Annotated in this window: 14 protein-coding genes; 9 read left to right on the top strand and 5 right to left on the bottom strand. The window is 72.0% G+C overall.

Annotated elements, in window-relative coordinates:
• Positions 1-2: 2 nt before the first annotated feature.
• Complete coding sequence (locus ACIBB8_RS02165; RefSeq protein ID WP_398948475.1) at positions 3-593, bottom strand: septum formation initiator family protein; 591 nt, start codon at positions 591-593, stop codon at positions 3-5.
• 49 nt (positions 594-642) lie between these two features.
• Positions 643-1,608, bottom strand: coding sequence for a 16S rRNA (cytosine(1402)-N(4))-methyltransferase RsmH (gene rsmH, locus ACIBB8_RS02160; RefSeq protein ID WP_398948474.1), 966 nt, complete (start codon positions 1,606-1,608; stop codon positions 643-645).
• Between the two features lie 382 nt (positions 1,609-1,990).
• Between rsmH and ACIBB8_RS02155 the strand changes: the two genes are divergently transcribed.
• The 4 genes from ACIBB8_RS02155 (at position 1,991) to ACIBB8_RS02140 (ending at position 7,645) form a co-directional block, all read left to right on the top strand.
• Positions 1,991-2,554 carry a beta-class carbonic anhydrase gene (locus ACIBB8_RS02155; RefSeq protein WP_398948473.1) on the top strand — a complete coding sequence of 188 codons (564 nt, stop codon included), beginning with the start codon at positions 1,991-1,993 and terminating at the stop codon, positions 2,552-2,554.
• A gap of 240 nt (positions 2,555-2,794) precedes the next feature.
• Complete coding sequence (locus ACIBB8_RS02150; protein WP_398948472.1) at positions 2,795-3,847, top strand: AAA family ATPase; 1,053 nt, start codon at positions 2,795-2,797, stop codon at positions 3,845-3,847.
• Complete coding sequence (locus tag ACIBB8_RS02145; RefSeq protein WP_398948471.1) at positions 3,847-5,223, top strand: DUF58 domain-containing protein; 1,377 nt, start codon at positions 3,847-3,849, stop codon at positions 5,221-5,223. Before ACIBB8_RS02150 ends, ACIBB8_RS02145 begins: the two co-directional genes overlap by 1 nt.
• A gap of 10 nt (positions 5,224-5,233) precedes the next feature.
• Positions 5,234-7,645: a DUF3488 and DUF4129 domain-containing transglutaminase family protein gene (locus ACIBB8_RS02140; protein WP_398948470.1), complete on the top strand. Its 2,412-nt coding sequence runs from the start codon at positions 5,234-5,236 to the stop codon at positions 7,643-7,645.
• Between the two features lie 430 nt (positions 7,646-8,075).
• On the opposite strand, the gene ACIBB8_RS02135 is transcribed toward ACIBB8_RS02140, so the two are convergent.
• The 3 genes from ACIBB8_RS02135 to ACIBB8_RS02125 all read right to left on the bottom strand — a co-directional run bounded on the left by ACIBB8_RS02135 (position 8,076) and on the right by ACIBB8_RS02125 (position 10,207).
• Positions 8,076-8,468: a DUF3040 domain-containing protein gene (locus tag ACIBB8_RS02135; protein ID WP_398948469.1), complete on the bottom strand. Its 393-nt coding sequence runs from the start codon at positions 8,466-8,468 to the stop codon at positions 8,076-8,078.
• Positions 8,469-8,791: 323 nt separating this feature from the next.
• On the bottom strand, positions 8,792-9,550 hold the full coding sequence (locus tag ACIBB8_RS02130) for a methyltransferase (RefSeq protein ID WP_366692380.1): 759 nt from the start codon (positions 9,548-9,550) through the stop codon (positions 8,792-8,794).
• Positions 9,551-9,652: 102 nt separating this feature from the next.
• The gene (locus ACIBB8_RS02125) at positions 9,653-10,207 is read right to left on the bottom strand and encodes an SAV_6107 family HEPN domain-containing protein (RefSeq protein WP_398948468.1); all 555 of its coding nucleotides are present in this window, start codon (positions 10,205-10,207) and stop codon (positions 9,653-9,655) included.
• A gap of 165 nt (positions 10,208-10,372) precedes the next feature.
• On the opposite strand from ACIBB8_RS02125, the gene ACIBB8_RS02120 reads away from it, so the two are divergent.
• The 5 genes from ACIBB8_RS02120 (at position 10,373) to ACIBB8_RS02100 (ending at position 16,554) form a co-directional block, all read left to right on the top strand.
• Positions 10,373-11,173, top strand: a complete 801-nt coding sequence (locus ACIBB8_RS02120; RefSeq protein WP_398948467.1) for an ATP-binding cassette domain-containing protein — start codon at positions 10,373-10,375, stop codon at positions 11,171-11,173.
• Complete coding sequence (locus ACIBB8_RS02115; RefSeq protein WP_398948466.1) at positions 11,145-13,232, top strand: YhgE/Pip family protein; 2,088 nt, start codon at positions 11,145-11,147, stop codon at positions 13,230-13,232. Before ACIBB8_RS02120 ends, ACIBB8_RS02115 begins: the two co-directional genes overlap by 29 nt.
• 29 nt (positions 13,233-13,261) lie before the next feature.
• The gene (locus ACIBB8_RS02110) at positions 13,262-13,873 is read left to right on the top strand and encodes a TetR/AcrR family transcriptional regulator (RefSeq protein WP_398948465.1); all 612 of its coding nucleotides are present in this window, start codon (positions 13,262-13,264) and stop codon (positions 13,871-13,873) included.
• Positions 13,874-14,372: 499 nt separating this feature from the next.
• Complete coding sequence (locus tag ACIBB8_RS02105) at positions 14,373-15,002, top strand: DUF4126 domain-containing protein (RefSeq protein WP_398948464.1); 630 nt, start codon at positions 14,373-14,375, stop codon at positions 15,000-15,002.
• A 31-nt stretch (positions 15,003-15,033) separates the two neighbouring features.
• The gene (locus tag ACIBB8_RS02100; protein WP_398948463.1) at positions 15,034-16,554 is read left to right on the top strand and encodes a phytoene desaturase family protein; all 1,521 of its coding nucleotides are present in this window, start codon (positions 15,034-15,036) and stop codon (positions 16,552-16,554) included.
• Positions 16,555-16,648 lie beyond the last annotated feature (94 nt).

Below are 16,648 nucleotides of genomic sequence, written 5' to 3'. Positions count from 1 at the left end.
CGTCACCTGCCGGGGCTCGTCGAGGACTGGTTTACCGGGGTGCGCGGCTGCGCGGGCGGGGCTGCGGAGGTGCTGGGCTTCGTCGCGGGCGGGGCTGCCGAGGTGCTGGACTTCGTCACGGGCGGCGCCGACGGCGAGCCGGTTGCCGACGCTGTGGACGAGGCGGCGGCGGACGGCGGGGATGCCGCCTGCTGGGTCTGCCGGGGGGCTGCGGGGGCCGGCGGGGCGGTGGCCTCGGAGGGAACACCGCGGACCGTGCCGTCGGGTTCGAGGAAGGCGGGGCTGCCGCCGGGCACCATGCCCAGTTCGCGGGCGCGGCGCTCCAGTGCGTCGGGCTTCGAGTACCCGTCGACGTCGTGCTGGAGCGCCTGCTGCTCGTCGGTGAGCTCGGTGGTCCGCTTCTTCAGTTCGCTCAGCCTGAACGAACCTTCGTTGAGGGCGGAGTTCAGCAGCAGCAGGGTGATCAGTCCGCCGCCGAGGAGCAGCACGACCAGCAGGGCGAAGGGCGTACGCGCCGCGTTGCTGGGCCCGGAGGGCATCAGCCGGGCGAGGCGCGCGGCCCGCCCCTTCAGCTGTCCGGCCGATCCGCTCACCGCGCCACCTCGGGCTCTCCCGGTGCCGTGCCGGCCGGACCGGCCGCGCTCACTGCTCCTCCTCGCGGATCCGCTGGGCGCCGCGCAACCGGGCGGGGGCGGCTCGCCGGTTCTCGGCGACCTCCTCCTCCGTGGGCAGTTCCGCGCCGCGGGTCAGCAGCTTGAGCCGGGGCTGGTAACGCTCGGGGACGACGGGCAGACCGGGCGGCGCCGTGTTGGCGGCGCCCGCCGCGAACACCTGCTTGACCAGGCGGTCCTCCAGCGAATGGTACGAGAGGACGGCGATCCGGCCGCCGACGGCGAGGGACTGCACCGCGGCCGGGATCGCCCGCTCCAGGACGGCGAGCTCGCCGTTGACCTCGATGCGCAGTGCCTGGAAGGTGCGCTTGGCCGGGTTGCCGCCCGTGCGCTTGGCGGCCTGCGGCAGCGAGTCCCGGATCAGTTCGACGAGCCGGGCACTGTTGCTGAACGGCTCCTTCTCGCGCTCGCGCACGATCGCGGAGACGATCCGCTTGGCCTGCTTCTCCTCGCCGTACGCGCGCAGGATCCGGACGAGTTCGCCGGGCGGATAGGTGTTGAGCACCTCGGCCGCGCCGATGCCGGTCGTCTGGTCCATTCGCATGTCGAGCGGGGCGTCCTGGGCGTACGCGAATCCGCGGTCGGCCTCGTCCAGTTGCATGGAGGAGACACCGAGGTCGAACAGGATGCCCTGGACCTTGGGGATGCCGAGCCGGGCGAGCACCTCGGGCAGTTCGTCGTAGACGGCGTGCACCAGTGTGGCCCGGTCGCCGTACGGGGCGAGCCGCTCGCCGGAGAGCCGCAGCGCTTCCTTGTCCCGGTCCAGCGCGATCAGCCGGGCGGACGGGAAGGCGGCGAGCAGCGCCTCGCTGTGGCCACCGAGGCCGAGGGTGCAGTCGACGACCACGGGCTGCTGCGGGCCCGGCGCTTCCAGAGCCGGGGCCAACAGGTCCAGGCATCGCTGGAGCATCACCGGGACGTGTCGGGTCTGGCTCATGCGCCCTCTCAGGCTCAGGTCCCGTGTGGCGGCACGTACGGCCTGGTCCCCGCCCGCTCGGAAGGGGGAGGTCCACCGGCGCCGGGGAAGTGGCGTCAGCCGACCGGCGAGCGGGAGAGGGCCGGGCCGTACGTACGCCGCGCACACAGCGGAAATCTTCGGAATGTGCAGGGTGTCGGTATCTTCCGGCCACTTTAGTCCACCCTGCCATTCGATCGATTCCCGATCAATCAACGGGGCAGCGCGTCGCCCCGCCCTCCCTATCACCCGGTCGAGCTATTCGTTGTGAGGCTTGTGGGTTGCCTCACAACAAGCCTCATTGACGTTCTTTGTCCGCTCTCACAGCACGCCGGAGCGAACGGTGCGAGCTAACGTCATATCCATGTCGACTTCCGCGCACCCCCACGCCGAGCTCTCCGCGTCTGCTGCCCGTCAGGCCCGCACCGGCGGGACCGTCACCGACCGCCTGGTCGAGGCGAACATCCGTTACGCGGCCGAGTTCGAGGACCCCGGCATGGACGCGCGGCCGGTGCTGAAGGTCGCCGTGGTCGCCTGCATGGACGCCCGGCTCGACCTGCACGACGCGCTCGGCCTCGCGCTCGGCGACTGCCACACCATCCGCAACGCGGGCGGCGTGGTCACCGACGACGTGATCCGCTCGCTCACCATCAGCCAGCGAGCCCTCGGTACCCGCAGTGTCATACTCATTCACCACACCAACTGCGGCCTCGAATCGATCACCGAGGAGTTCCGGCAGGAGCTGGAGGCGGAGGTCGGCCAGCGCCCGGTCTGGGCCGTGGAGGCGTACAAGGACGCGGATCAGGACGTGCGGCAGTCCATGCAGCGCGTCCGCACCTCGCCGTTCCTGCTGCACACCGACGACGTCCGCGGCTTCGTCTTCGACGTGACCAGCGGCTTGCTCCGCGAGATCCTTCCCGTCGCCTGACCCTGATTGCACGTCCGGCGGGCACCGAAAAGGGCCTGGAGCCTGACATTTCGTGTCCACTTGTCCACAGGCGAGTGACACGAAGCAGTAACGGCAACAAGAATGCGGGTGTGGCACCCACCGGACCTGTCCGGAGGGTGCCCGTACATCGGGGTGGGCCGGGCCAACTACTGCGCATCGGCCCGTGAATGGGGTACCCCCTGCTCCTTGAGAGCGCGGGGCAGGGCCGAGGAGGGCCGGGTGACGACCTATGACGATCGAGCGAGCCTCGCTGATCTGACCGCCACAGCGGAGCGGGTGCGCAGGTCGGTGGAGAGTGTGATCGAAGGCAAGCCTGAGGTCGTACGGCTTTCGCTGACGGTGCTGCTTGCGGAGGGGCATCTCCTCATCGAGGACGTCCCCGGGGTCGGCAAGACGATGCTGGCCAAGGCGCTCGCGCGGTCGATCGACTGCTCGGTGCGGCGCATCCAGTTCACACCGGACCTGCTGCCTTCGGACATCACCGGCGTGTCGATCTTCGACCAGCAGCGGCGCGACTTCGAATTCAAGCCGGGCGCGATCTTCGCCCAGATCGTGATCGGCGACGAGATCAACCGCGCCTCGCCGAAGACCCAGTCCGCTCTGCTGGAGTCGATGGAGGAGCGCCAGGTCACCATCGACGGGCACAGTTACGGACTGCCGGACCCGTTCATGGTGGTGGCCACCCAGAACCCGGTCGAGATGGAGGGCACCTATCCGCTGCCCGAGGCCCAGCGCGACCGGTTCATGGCCCGCGTATCGATCGGCTACCCCAGCGCGGAGGCCGAACTGCAGATGCTCGATGTGCATGGCGGGATCTCGCCGCTCGACGATCTGCAGCCGGTGGCGCACGCCCACGACATCGTGAAACTGATCGAAAACGTGCGGACGGTCCATGTGGCCGAGTCGGTGCAGCGGTACGCGGTGGAGCTGGTCGGCGCGACCCGCAACCACCCGGATCTCAGACTCGGCGCCTCGCCGCGCGCCACCCTGCATCTGCTGCGAGCCGCCAAGGCGTCCGCGGCGCTGACCGGGCGGGACTACTGTCTGCCGGACGATGTGCAGGCGCTGGCCGTCCCGGTGCTCGCGCACCGGTTGCTGCCCACCGCGCAGGCCCAGCTGAACCGCCGCACCGCGGAGCAGGTCATTCTGGAGATCCTCCAGCAGACGCCGGTGCCGACCGCGGCCGGCGGTACGTCGGTCCCGGCGCCGCAGCACCAGCCGGGCCGGCCGGTGTACGGCCGGCAGCAGCCGCCCGGCGCGCGGCGGGCGTGATGACGGCCGGGGGGTCCGCCTCGATGGAGGACGGCGACGGCAAAGGCGGTCTTCGGGCCGCGCTGGGCGGGCTGACCACGCGTGGGCGGTCCTTCCTCGCTGCCGGAATCGCGGCCGCGATCTGCGCGTATGTGCTGGGCCAGGGTGATCTGCTTCGGGTCGGGCTGCTGCTCACCGTGCTCCCGCTGGTCTGTGCGACGGTGCTCCTCCGCACCCGCTACCAGGTCGCGGGCACCCGGCGGCTCTCCCCGTCCCGAGTGCCCGCGGGCACCGAGGCACGGGTGCATCTGCGGATGGAGAACGTGTCCCGGCTGCCCACCGGGCTGCTGATGCTGCAGGACCGGGTGCCCTATGTGCTCGGGCCGCGCCCCCGGTTCGTCCTGGACCGGGTGGAGGCGGGCGGCCGGCGCGAGGTGTCCTACCGGGTCCGGTCGGATCTGCGCGGGCGGTATCCGCTCGGGCCGCTGCAGCTGCGGCTGAGCGATCCGTTCGGGATGTGCGAGCTGACCCGTTCGTTCAGCGGTTACGACACCCTGGTCGTCGTCCCGCGGACCCAGCCGCTGCCGCCGATGCGGCTGTCGGGCGAGGCGTCCGGGTACGGCGAGGGGCGGCAGCGCTCACTCGCCCTGGCCGGTGAGGACGACGTGATTCCGCGCGGCTACCGGCACGGCGACGACCTGCGCCGGGTCCATTGGCGCTCCACCGCGCGCTACGGCGAGCTGATGGTGCGCCGCGAGGAGCAGCCCCAGCGGGCCAGGTGCACCGTGCTGCTGGACACCCGGCGGATCGCCTATCAGGGGACCGGGCCCGACTCGCCCTTCGAGTGGGCGGTGTCGGGGGCGGCGTCCGCACTGGTGCACATGCTGGAGCAGGGCTTCGCGGTGCGGCTGCTGACCGACGACGGCAGTTCGGTGCCGGGCGAGGGCGAAGGCGGCTTCGCCGGATCGACCCAGGAGTCCGCCGATTCCGCAGGACTGATGATGGACGCCCTCGCGGTTGTCGACCACTCCGACGGAGGCGGTCTGTCGCGTGCGTACGACGTACTGCGCGGCGGCAACGAGGGGCTGCTGGTCGCGTTCCTCGGCGATGTGGACGACGAGCAGGCGGCGGTGGCTGCCCGCATGCGGCAGCGCAGCGGCGGCGCCATCGCGTTCGTCCTGGACAGTGCCGCCTGGATGCACGGCAGCGCGTCCGACGCGGAGCTCGCGGCGTCCGAGGAGCGCCTGCGACTGCTGCGCGAGTCGGGCTGGACAGCGGTCGCGGTGGGGCCGGGGGCGGATCTCGCCCGGCTGTGGCAGCAGGCGGGACAGCAGAGCTCCGTGACGCAGTCCGCGCTGTCGGGCGGCACGACAGGTTTCACCGGTGGATGGTCATGAGGGGACGGTCATGAGCGGTCGCGGTCGGCTGGCGCTGTGCGCCTTTGCGGCGACGCTGTTGGCGGCGGGTTCGATGCTGCCGCTGGTCGACCCGACCGGATGGATCCTGCAGGCCGCGGTCATGCTGGCGTTCCAGAGCGGGGTGGGCGTGCTCGCCCGCCGGGTGCCGCTCCCGCGGCTGCTGATCGTCACGGCACAGTTCCTGGTCACCCTGGTGCTGCTGACCACGGTGTTCGCACGGGAGCAGGCCGTGGTCGGCTTCCTGCCGGGCCCCGAGGCCGTACGGCACCTGGCGGACCTGCTGCGGGCGGGCGCGGACGATGTGGGGCAGTACGCCATCCCGGCGCCCGCGACGGCGGGCATCCGGCTGATGCTGGTCGGCGGTGTACTGCTGATCGGTCTGGCCGTGGACACCCTCGCGGTGACGTTTCGCAGCGCGGCCCCGGCCGGGCTGCCGCTCCTGGCGCTCTACTCGGTCGCCGCGGGGCTGTCCGGCGGCGGCGGCGCGGGCTGGCTCTGGTTCCTGCTCGCCGCCTGCGGCTATCTGCTGCTCCTGCTGGCCGAGGGCCGGGACCGGATCTCCCAGTGGGGACGGGTCTTCGGTGGCGCGGGACGGTCACCGAGCGGCGCGGCGGCCGGCCTCGACGTGTGGGGCGGCCGGGCGCTCGCCCCGGTCCGCACCGGGCGGCGGATCGGTGCACTGGCGCTGGGCATCGCACTGGCCGTACCGGCGGCCCTGCCCGCTCTCGACGGCGGGTTCCTCGCGGGGACCGGCAGCGGGAACGGCAAGGGTGGCGGCGGCGGCACGATCTCAGCGGTGAACCCGCTGGTCTCGCTGCAGAACAATCTGAACCAGCCGGAAAACCGGGAGGTGATGTCGTACCGCACCAACTCCCGGAACCCGCAGGACTTCTATCTGCGGATCCTGGCCCTGGACCAGTTCAACGGGAGCGAGTGGCGGGCCTCCCGGCGCGGCCTGACGGACGTGCCGAAGCGGATCCCGGGGCCGGACGGCCTGAGTCCGGATGTCGCTGTCACGGAGATCCGGTCGAACATCTCTTCCTCCCGCTCCTACCAGCAGAGCTATCTGCCGCTCCCCTACCCCGCGACCGAGGTGGAGATCGGCGGGCACTGGCGGTACGAACCCGCGGGGCGCACCCTCGTGGGCGACCGCGGCCAGACGACCGGCGGCGCGCGTTACGAGGTGTCGAGCCTCGTCGTGGAGCCGACCGCGGACCAGCTCGCCGCGGCTCCCGACGCACCCTCCGAGGTGCTGCGGGAGTACACCAAGGTGCCGGGCTCGCTGCCGGAAGTGGTCAAGAAGACGGCGGACCGGCTGACGAAGGGCGCCGCCAACAACTACGAGCGAGCGGTCAAGCTGCAGAACTACTTCGCCTCGGAGGGCGGCTTCAGCTACGACACCACGGTGACCTCCGGCAGCGGCTCGGCCGCGATCGGCCGGTTCCTGAAGGCGAAGAGGGGCTTCTGCGTCCACTTCTCGTTCACGATGGCTGCGATGGCGCGGACGCTGGGCATTCCGGCCCGCGTCGCGGTGGGCTTCACTCCCGGCACGGTGCAGTCGAACGGCGCGGTGTCGGTGGGGCTGCGCGATGCGCACGCCTGGCCCGAGCTGTATTTCGAGGGTGTCGGATGGACCCGGTTCGAACCGACCCCAACGCGTGGCAACGCGCCCGGCTATACCCGTCAGGACGCTCCTGCGGGCAGCGCGGCCGACCCGAGTCTGCCGGAGCAGGGCGCCTCGGCGGCGCCGACCGCCGCACCGTCCGCCTCGGAGAGCTGCCCGGCGCAGCTGCGCAAGCAGGGCGATTGCGGCAACGCGGCGGCGTCGACCGCCGCGGGTCCCACGGACTCGGGGACCCCGACGAACACCGTTGCCTGGGTGGCTCTGGCCGCGCTGGTGGTCGTCACGCTGCCATTGCTGCCGATGCTGTGGCGGGTACGGGTGCGTAAGCGGAGGCTGGCGTCGTCCGCCGGGCGCACGCCGGCCGATGTGACGGCCAGAACGCTGGCGGCCTGGCTGGAGATCATCGATTCGGCGTGGGACCACGGCGTCGAACCGGACGACTCACAGACCCCGCGGAAGACTGCGGCCCGGGTGGTCCGGCTGGGACAGCTCGACACGGAGGCGGCGGCCGCGGTGCACCGGGTGGCGGGGGCGGTGGAGCAGGTGCTCTACGCCCCGCAGCCCCGGGCGGGCGCCGGGCTCACCGAGGACGTGGAGGCGGTGCGGAACAGCTTGCGGATCTCCGCCGACCGCTTCACCCGGATCCGGGCGGTCATGGCACCGCGATCGGCCATTCGGGTGATGGACGCGCTCGCGGAACGCCGATCGGCTGTCGCCGGCAGGTGGGCTGCGCGGTGGGGCGGTTGGCCGCGGTGGCCGTCCCGGCAGCAGAGCTGAGGCATGGCGCGCGGCCTCTGGCTGCGCCGTGCCCTGGAGCCCCCCTTACGGCCTGGTGCACGATAGCGAGCGGGCTCCCGGCGTCATGCGACTCCGCCTCCGGCGTTGTCGTCAGTCGACGACTCCCCCAGAGCCCTCAGGCATGGGGGGACCCCCTTCGCGTCGCCTCCCTCCTCCGCCTTGGAGCCGAAGCCGCATGACGCCGCTCGCTGATCCACTCTCTATCGTGCACCAGGCCGTTAGCCTCAAGGGCCTCAGGGCATGAGGGGGGCTCCCTTCGACGGGCTCGATTACCCAAGCCCGTCCGGCGACCGCGGGCCGTGCGGCGTTCGAGGACACCCCGTGAGCGGTCACGGAACTGGTGCGGACATGGGTGAGGGGGCGGCCGCATTTCTGCGGCCGCCCCCTCACCCATCGGTGTTCCGAAGCGTTACTGGCCCTGCTCGTCGCGGCGTCGCTGCCACCGCTGCTCGATCCGGTTCATCACCGTTCGGCGTTGCTTGGGCCGTCGGCGCTCGCTCCCGCCGCCGGCTGCCTGTTGCTCGCCGGGCTTGGGCGCCTTGCGCCACCCAGTGACCGCAAGGACCGCGCAGCCCAGCATGACGAGGAATCCCACCACGCTGATCCAGATCTGCTGGGCGACCATTCCGGCCATGAGGAGCGCGATACCCACCAGGAAGCCTGCGACCGCCTGGTAGACCCGTCGTCGGGTGTATGTACGCAGCCCGCTTCCCTCGAGCGCTGTCGCGAACTTGGGATCTTCGGCGTACAGCGCTCGCTCCATCTGCTCGAGCATTCGCTGCTCGTGCTCCGAGAGCGGCACGGAGTCCTCCTCGTCGTCGGCCGCGGGGGGCGGCCGGTATGCGGCCCTTCCAGGATAGGCAGGGAATCACCCCCGTGAAACCCGCCCGCATCGCCAATCAGCCAGTCCGGGCCGCCACGACGGCTCAGCTGTTGAGGCGTAGATTCCCCAACCTCCGATCCGTCATGCCGGATGGTGTCCCCCGATCATACGTGGCGCGGCCCCCGATCGGGCGTCCTGGGGCGTACTCCGTCTGCGGCTGCGTTGCTGATCAGCCGCGCTGCGGCCGCCCCTCGGAGTCTGCCGGGTGACGTCCGCCCGATCAGAGGTCGCCCGACAGGCTCTCAGGCACCCTTGGTGCCCAGAACGTGCAGCTGGGTCGCGACCGACTGGAAGGCCGGCAGTTCCGCGACGGCGCTCTCCAGCTTGAGCAGTGCATCCATCGCACCGGGTTCGGTGTCCACCAGGACGCCCGGTACGAGGTCGGCGAAGACCCGGACACCGTGGACCGCGCCGACCTCGACGCCCGCTGCGGAGACCAGCTCGGTGAGCTGCTCCGCGGTGTACCGCCGGGGCACCGGGTCGCCCTCGCCCCAGCGGCCCGCCGGGTCGGTGAGCGCCCGCCGGGCCTCGGTGAAATGTCCGGCGAGCGCCCGGGCCAGCACGGCGCCGCCGAGTCCGGCGGCGAGCAGGCTGAGCGCACCGGACCGGCGGAGCGCGTCGACCGCGTTCCGTACTCCCTCGGCGGGGTCGTCGACGTACTCCAGGACTCCATGGCAGAGCACCGCGTCGTATCCACCGCGCTCGACCACCTCGAACAGACCGAGGATGTCGCCCTGGACGCCGCGGACACGGTCGGCGACCCCGGCCTCGGCGGCGCGGCGCTCCAGCGCGAAGAGCGCGTTGGGGCTGGGGTCGACGACGGTGACCTTGTGGCCGAGCCGGGCGACCGGCACGGCGAAGTTGCCGGTGCCGCCGCCGGTGTCCAGGACGTCCAGGGCGTCCCGGCCGGTCGCCTTGACCTGGCGGTCGAGGGCGTCCTTCAGGACCTCCCAGACCACGGCGGTACGGAGGGAGGCGCGGGGGCGCAGCTGGTCCGACACGGCAGATGACTCCTCGGCACGGTGCCGCCGCTGACGGCGGAGCGTGAACAGTGCAGGTGATGCAGGTGCTGTCCACCCTATTGCCTCGGGCCACCGCCGCCGTCATCCCGCGTCGGGCCGCTCCCTCCGGGCCTGTGGGAGTGTCGGCTGGAGCACCAGCAGCCGCTCGACGAGGCGCAGGAACATGGCCGCGTCGCGCAGCAGATCGTCGGCGTCACGGCTGCTGGCCGCCCCCGGTATGCCCGCTTCCGCGCGGGCCCGGCGGCGGGCCCCCGAGGCGAACAGGGCGCTCCATTCGGTGAGCTCCGGGGCGATCTCCGGGAGGACCTCCCAGGCGCTGCGGATCCTTTCCCGCCGCCGCCTGGTGGTCTCGGGCCGTCCCCGAGCGGCGAGCACGGCGGCAGCAGTGCGCAGGGCCGCGAGGTGGGCCGTGGCATAGCGCTCGTTCGGCACGGTGAGCACGGCGGCCTCGTCGAGGCCGATGCGGGCCTGGGTGAGCAGATCGAGGGCTGCGGGCGGCGCCGTGGCGCGGCGCAGCACGGGGTGGACGTCGTTCGCCGGACCGCTCGATGGGGAGGACGGGGCGGGGCCGGTCGGTGAGGGGGCAGGGCCGCCTGCGCGGCGCCGAGAGGCGGCTGCTGCGGACGAGTTGGCCATGACGAACCTCCTGTCGTCGTGTGACGGCTCCGTGGCCGTGTGTATCCATCGTGGGGGTCACCACTGACAATCGGCCCTAATTGGCCCCTGACCTGCACTTTTGCTTCGATCGCAAGTTCGGGCTATTTTTTTGCACTGACCGGTCAGTCTAAAAGAGGAGAGTCTGTGGACAGCCCGCACGGGGCAGCTGTCACCGCCAAGGACTTCGGGCTCAAAGGACCGCGCGGCTGGGCCTTCCGGAGCGTGCGGATCGACGCCGGGCCCGGCGCACTGGTCGCGATCGAGGGCCCGTCCGGCTCCGGCCGCACCTGTCTGCTGCTCGCCCTCACCGGCCGGATGCGCCCCTCCGAGGGCCGTGCGGAGATCGGCGGTCTGCGCCTGCCGCGCCAGATGGCCGCCGTACGCAGGATCAGCGCCCTCGGCCCGGTCCCCGGGGTCAGCGAGCTCGACCAGGCGCTCACCGTCTCCGAGCACCTGTGCGAGCGGGCCCTCCTGCAGCGCCGCTTCGACGGCTCGCTGCGCGCCCTGCTCCGCCCGCGCGCCGAGCGCGCCGCCACGGCCCGGGCCCGGATCGACGCCGCGCTGGACGCCGCCGGACTCGACCCCACGACCCTGCCCAAGGCCGAGCGGACCTCCGTACGCGATCTGGAACGGCTGGAGGCGCTGCGGCTGTCCGTCGCCCTCGCGCTGATCGGCCACCCGCGGCTGCTCGCCGTGGACGACACCGATCTCAAGCTCTCCGACGCCGAACGCGCCGAGGCCTGGAAAATGCTGCGCTCCGTCGCCGCCGGCGGGACGACCGTGATCGCCGTCTGCAGCCAGGCTCCCGAGGGCGCGATCACCGTGCGTACGGACAGCGCCGGGGCCACGGACACCACCGACACCACAGAGACCACCGACGCCCCTGCGGCGACGGCGACCGAGGAAGGGACGGCCGATGCGATCGCCGAGACTTGCCGCGCTTGAGCTGAAGCGTTTCGGCAGGGGGAAGCTGCCCCGCGCCGCACTCGTCGCGCTCGTGCTGCTGCCCCTGCTCTACGGCGCCCTGTACCTGTGGTCCTTCTGGGACCCGTACAGCCGCCTCGACAAGATCCCCGTCGCGCTGGTCAACAACGACACGGGCGCCACCGCGGCCGGCAAGCGCATCGAGGCGGGTGACGAGATCACCGCCGAGCTGCTCGACTCCAAGGTCTTCGAGTGGCACGAGGTGAGCTCCGCCGAGGCCGGCCGGGGCGTCGAGGACGGTACGTACTACCTCTCGCTGACCATGCCGTCGGATTTCAGCAAGCGGATCGCGTCCAGTTCGGGTGACTCCCCCGAGACCGGCGCTCTCCAGGTCCGGACGAACGACGCCAACAACTACATCGTCGGGCAGATCTCCCGGACGGTGTTCTCCGAGGTCCGCACCGCCGCCTCGACCAACGCCTCGCGTGAATTCCTGGACCAGATCTTCATCTCCTTCTCCGACCTCCACGACGCGACGGCCGAGGCGGCCAAGGGCGCCGACGATCTGAAGGGCGGCATCAGCAAGGCCAAGAAGGGCTCGAAGGACCTCGCGGACGGGCTGAAGGGCGCCAAGGCGGGCAGCGGGCACCTGGAGAGCGGGATCGTCAAACTGAACAAGGGCGCGGGAGACCTCAAAACCGGCTCCCGGCAGGTCGCCGAGGGCACCCAGCTCCTCGCCGACAAGGTCGACGGCGTGGCTGCCGACGTCCGCCCGTTCCTGAAGGACAACGGCAAGTCGATCGGTGACACCGCCCGGCTGGTCGCCGATTCCTCGCAGACCGTACGGGACAACCTCGACGTGCTGGTGAAGGCGGCGCCCACCGCGGCGACCGCCGCCCACAAGGCCTCCGACGATCTGGCCGACGTCTACCGCACCCGCTGCACGGAGCAGCTGCCCCCCGATCCCACCGCCTGTCCCCCGCTGAAGCGCGCCACGACAGCGGCCGCCGATGTCGCGAAAGTCGCCGACGATGTGAACGTCCTGGCGAAGGACCAGACCGGAGACCTGAAGAAGCTGCGCGGGCAGCTCACCACTCTGCAGAAGCAGGCTGACGCCCTCGCCGAGCGCTCCCCGCACCTGGACGAGGACCTGAAGTCCGCCGTCGCGAAGATCAACGCACTCAACACCGGCGCCCACAAGGTCGCCAGCGGCGCGGACGAACTGCACACAGGTCTCGCCACGGCCAAGACCGGGTCTGCCGATCTGAACACCGCCGTCGGCAGGCTGAAGACCGGCGCAACCGACCTGGACGGCGGGCTGATCCGGCTGAGCGACGGCTCCGCCACGCTCGCCCAGGGACTGAACGACGGGGCCGGCAAGATCCCGGACTACGACAAGCAGGACCGTGACCGGCGCACCGACGTCATGGCCGATCCGGTCAAGCTCGCCTCCCAGTCCATGCACAAGGCCGCCAACTACGGCACCGGATTCGCGCCCTACTTCATTCCGCTCTCCCTCTGGGTCGGCGCGATGGTGGCCTACATGCTGATCCAGCCGCTCAACCGGCGGGCGCTCGCCGCGGGGGCCTCCGCCTGGCGCATTGCCTTCGCCGGATGGCTGCCGGTGGCCGCGATCGGTCTGCTGCAGGTGGCCGCCCTGATGTCCGTACTGCACTGGGGGCTGGGGCTGCAGATGGCCCATGCCGCCGGGACGATCGGCTTCCTCGCCCTCGTGACCTGCTGCTTCGGTGCGATCGTGCAGTGGCTGAACGCCCGGTTCGGTGCGGCGGGGCGGATCCTCGTGCTCGCGGTGCTGATGCTGCAGCTGACCTCGGCCGGGGGCACGTACCCCGTCCAGACCAGCCCCGGCTTCTTCGCTGCGATCCACCCGTACCTGCCGATGAGTTACATCGTCGAGAGCCTGCGCCGGCTGATCACGGGCGGCGGGCTGGGCCCGGTCTGGCAGGACTGCGTCGTGCTGCTGGCGTTCACTGCGGGGGCGCTGGCCCTGACCGCGGTTTCCGCCCGGCGCAAGCAGGTGTGGACGCTGGACCGGCTGCATCCGGAGCTGAGCCTGTGAGCGCGCCCGGACCTGTGAGAATCGAGCGCATGGAAAGCAGTAGCAGCACGCGCCGCCAGGCCACCCGGCAGAAGCTCTACGAGGCGGCCGTCACTCTCATCGCCGAGAAAGGCTTCTCGACGACCACGGTCGACGAGATCGCCGAGCGCGCCGGGGTCGCCAAGGGCACGGTCTACTACAACTTCAAGAGCAAGACCGAACTCTTCGAGGAACTGCTGCGGCACGGCGTCGGACTGCTGACCGCTTCGCTGCGGTCCGCGGCCGAGGAGACGGCGGCGCGCGGCGGCACCCGGGTCGATGCCCTGGACGCGATGATCAGGGCCGGTCTGACCTTCATCGACCGCTATCCGGCCTTCACCCAGCTGTACGTCGCCGAGTTGTGGCGTACCAACCGTGCCTGGCAGGCGACCCTCCTGGTGGTACGTCAGGAGGCGGTCGCCGTGGTCGAGGACGTGCTGCGCGAGGGCGTCGCCAACGGTGAGCTCAGCCAGGAGATCGACATCCCGCTGACCGCGGCCGCGCTGGTCGGCATGGTCCTGGTGGCGGCCCTGGACTGGAAGGCTTTCCAGCCGGAGCGGCCCATGGACGATGTGCACTCGGCGCTGTCGCTACTGCTGCACGGCCGGGTCAGCGGGCGCTGACACACCCTCCCCGCGGCGATGTCCGCACACGCGAAAGCGGCGGGGGGGGGGGGGGGGGGGGGGGGGGGGGCGGGGGCGCGCGGCGGGGGGGGGGGGGGCGGGGGGCCGGGGGGGGGGGGCCGGGGGGGGGGCGCGGGGCGCCCCCCCCCCCCCCGCGGCCCCCCCCCCCCCCCCCGGCCGGCCCGCGGGCCCCCCCCCCCCCCCCCCCCCCCCCCCCCCCCCCCCGGCGCTTCCTGTACTGCCGAAGAGCCTTCCCCCGCGGTCTGCGGCCCTCCGTTGCGCACCCCGTGCGCCCCCGCTCCGGAAGGAGTGCGGCACCCGTTCCGCCGCCCCGTGTCGGCGGTACCGGCGCTGCGCCCCTTCCGTGCTCCCCACTCTTCCGTCTGCACAGGTGGGAGCCCATCCGCGTACCTACTCATCTCGCCGACTAGGTACGGATACTCAGAGCTGTGCACCGGACCCCACCCGGAGCGGCACGCTCCTGGTTACGATCGCGTCCGTGTCCGTACTCCCCCTGGTGTTCACAAGTGGCTGGGCGAGCGGGATCAACGCCTATGCGGTGGTCCTGTTGCTCGGCATCTTCGGCGCGACCGGAGTCAGCGACGAGGTGCCCGCGTCGCTGCAGCGCACCGATGTGCTCGTGGTGGCCGCCGTGCTCTTCCTGTGCGAGACGGTCGCGGACAGGATCCCGTACGTGGACTCGGTCTGGGACTCGGTACACACCGTCGTCAGGCCGGTCGCCGGGGCCGTCGTGGCAGCGCTGCTGGCCGGAGAGAGCGGTTCGCTGCCGGAGCTCGCGGCCGGGGCCGTCGGCGGTTCCACGGCGCTGATGAGCCATCTGGTCAAGGCGGGCACCAGGATGGCGGTGAACACCTCCCCCGAGCCGTTCAGCAATATCGCGGTGAGCACGGCCGAGGACCTCGGCGTCGCCGGGATCATCACGTTCGCGATATTCCATCCGGTGGCGGCGGCGGTCATCGCCGCGACCCTGCTCCTCCTCGGTCTGGTGATACTGATCTTCCTGGCCTCCCGCATCCGCCGGTTCCTGCGCCGCAGAGCGCAGCGGCGGGAGGGGAAACACCTGGCCGGGACGGGATCGGAGCCTCGTTCGCACTGGCCTTCCGGCTGAGCTGTCGGTACCGGCCGCTAAGGTCACTGACATGGCACGTATTGCGGTGATCGGCGCCGGGATGGGCGCGATGGCGGCGGCCGCCCGGCTGGCCGTGGCAGGCAACCGGGTGACGGTGTACGAGCGGTCGGAGACCTTCGGCGGCTCGGTCGGCCAGTATGCCCACGACGGCTTCGTGTTCGACACCGGCCCCTCGCTGCTGCATCTGCCGGCCGTCTACCGCGACCTGTTCGTGAAGACCGGCAAGGAGCCGCTGGAGCGGTGCGTCACGATGACGCAGGTCGATCCGGCGAGCCGCCATCTCTTCGCCGACGGCACGGCGGTCTCGCTGCCGAACGCCTCGCGCGCCGGGGTGGTCGCCGCCCTGGACAGTGCGCTGGGGGCCGGTGCGGGCGGCAGCTGGGGCGGGTTCCTGGACCGGGCCCGCGATGCCTGGGACCGGTCCCGGCGGCCGCTGCTCGAGGAGCCGTTGCGCCCCGACTGGAAGGTGCTGGGCCGCGATCCGTACCCGGCACTCCGGCAGCGCCGGCTGCTGCGCTCGGCCCGTCTGGCGGGCACGGTCGCGGAGGTCGGCTCCTGGGAGCTGACGGACCCCCGGCTGGCCGCTCTCCTCGACGGATACGCGTTGTCGTACGGCCTCGATCCGCTGCGCGCGCCGGCGAGCGCGGCCCTTCTGCCGTACATGGAGGAGACGTTCGGCAGCTGGTACGTGGCGGGCGGAATCCGGGCGCTGGCGCAGGCGGTGTACGAGCGGTGCCTGGCCCGGAAGGTGGAGTTCGTCTTCAGCACCGAGGTGGCCCGGGTCGTGGAGAGGGGCGGCCGGGCAGCGGGCGTCGAGCTGGCCGCGGGCACGGTCATGGAGGCCGACCATGTGGTGCTGGGCGCCTGGCCGCACCCGGGTCTGATACCGGGTCAGAGGCTCTGGCAGAGCGATGATGTGACGGCTCAGCCACGCCCGGGCGGCGGGACGGCGGCGCCGGGCCGGTTCCAGGTCCTGCTGTCGCTGCGCGGCGCCCGGCCCACGGACGCGGTGCACCGGACGGTGGTGCACGGCGCGGACGGCGCGGCGGAGCGCGAGGCGGTGTTCGGCGGCCGGCTCGCCGCAGGTCCCACGGTGACGGTGATCCGCCCCGACGACCCCACGACCCGCCCCGACGACGCGCACGAGGCAGTGACGCTCACGGCGACGGTCGCCCCACACGGCGCGGTGGACTGGACGGACGGTGCGCTGCGCGAGCGGTACGCCGCCACGCTGATCGAGGCGGCCGGCGCAGCCGTTCCCGGGATACGGGAGCGGGTGCTCCACACCAAGGTGCGGACGCCCGTGGAGAGCGCGGCCGACACCGGCGCCGAGGGCGGTTCGGTGCCCGCGCCCGCGCTGGCCGGGGCCGGGGGCGCGTATCTGCATCCGAGCAACCGCACCCGGTTGCCCGGGCTCTACCTCGCGGGCGGCTGGTCGCACCCGGGCGGCGGGCTCGCGCACGCCGGGATGTCGGGGGCGCTCGTCGCCGGGCTCATCGTGGAGGGGGACGGCTTCCGCGGCTCTCAGTGAGGGGCCCGGTGACCCCGAGGGGGGCGGGTGCCGGGCGCGTCCGGTCTCCGCTCCGTCCTCCAGCAGCCGTCGGGTTCGGCCTTCGCCCGACGGC

Source organism: Streptomyces sp. NPDC051286 (genome assembly GCF_044455345.1).
In the GTDB taxonomy this organism is placed as follows: Bacteria; Actinomycetota; Actinomycetes; order Streptomycetales; family Streptomycetaceae; genus Streptomyces.
Note: the sequence above shows the minus strand (reverse complement) of the source record. Positions and strands in the feature narration are given on the sequence as shown.

Excerpts from the sequence above, each read along its gene's own strand:
- ACIBB8_RS02145 (WP_398948471.1), top strand. The coding sequence starts at position 3,847 with ATGACGGCCGGGGGGTCCGCCTCGATGGAGGACGGCGACGGCAAAGGC.
- ACIBB8_RS02140 (WP_398948470.1), top strand. The coding sequence starts at position 5,234 with ATGAGCGGTCGCGGTCGGCTGGCGCTGTGCGCCTTTGCGGCGACGCTG.
- ACIBB8_RS02125 (WP_398948468.1), bottom strand. The coding sequence starts at position 10,207 with ATGGCCAACTCGTCCGCAGCAGCCGCCTCTCGGCGCCGCGCAGGCGGC.
- ACIBB8_RS02115 (WP_398948466.1), top strand. The coding sequence starts at position 11,145 with ATGCGATCGCCGAGACTTGCCGCGCTTGAGCTGAAGCGTTTCGGCAGG.
- rsmH (WP_398948474.1), bottom strand. The coding sequence starts at position 1,608 with ATGAGCCAGACCCGACACGTCCCGGTGATGCTCCAGCGATGCCTGGAC.
- ACIBB8_RS02155 (WP_398948473.1), top strand. The coding sequence starts at position 1,991 with ATGTCGACTTCCGCGCACCCCCACGCCGAGCTCTCCGCGTCTGCTGCC.
- ACIBB8_RS02110 (WP_398948465.1), top strand. The coding sequence starts at position 13,262 with ATGGAAAGCAGTAGCAGCACGCGCCGCCAGGCCACCCGGCAGAAGCTC.
- ACIBB8_RS02100 (WP_398948463.1), top strand. The coding sequence starts at position 15,034 with ATGGCACGTATTGCGGTGATCGGCGCCGGGATGGGCGCGATGGCGGCG.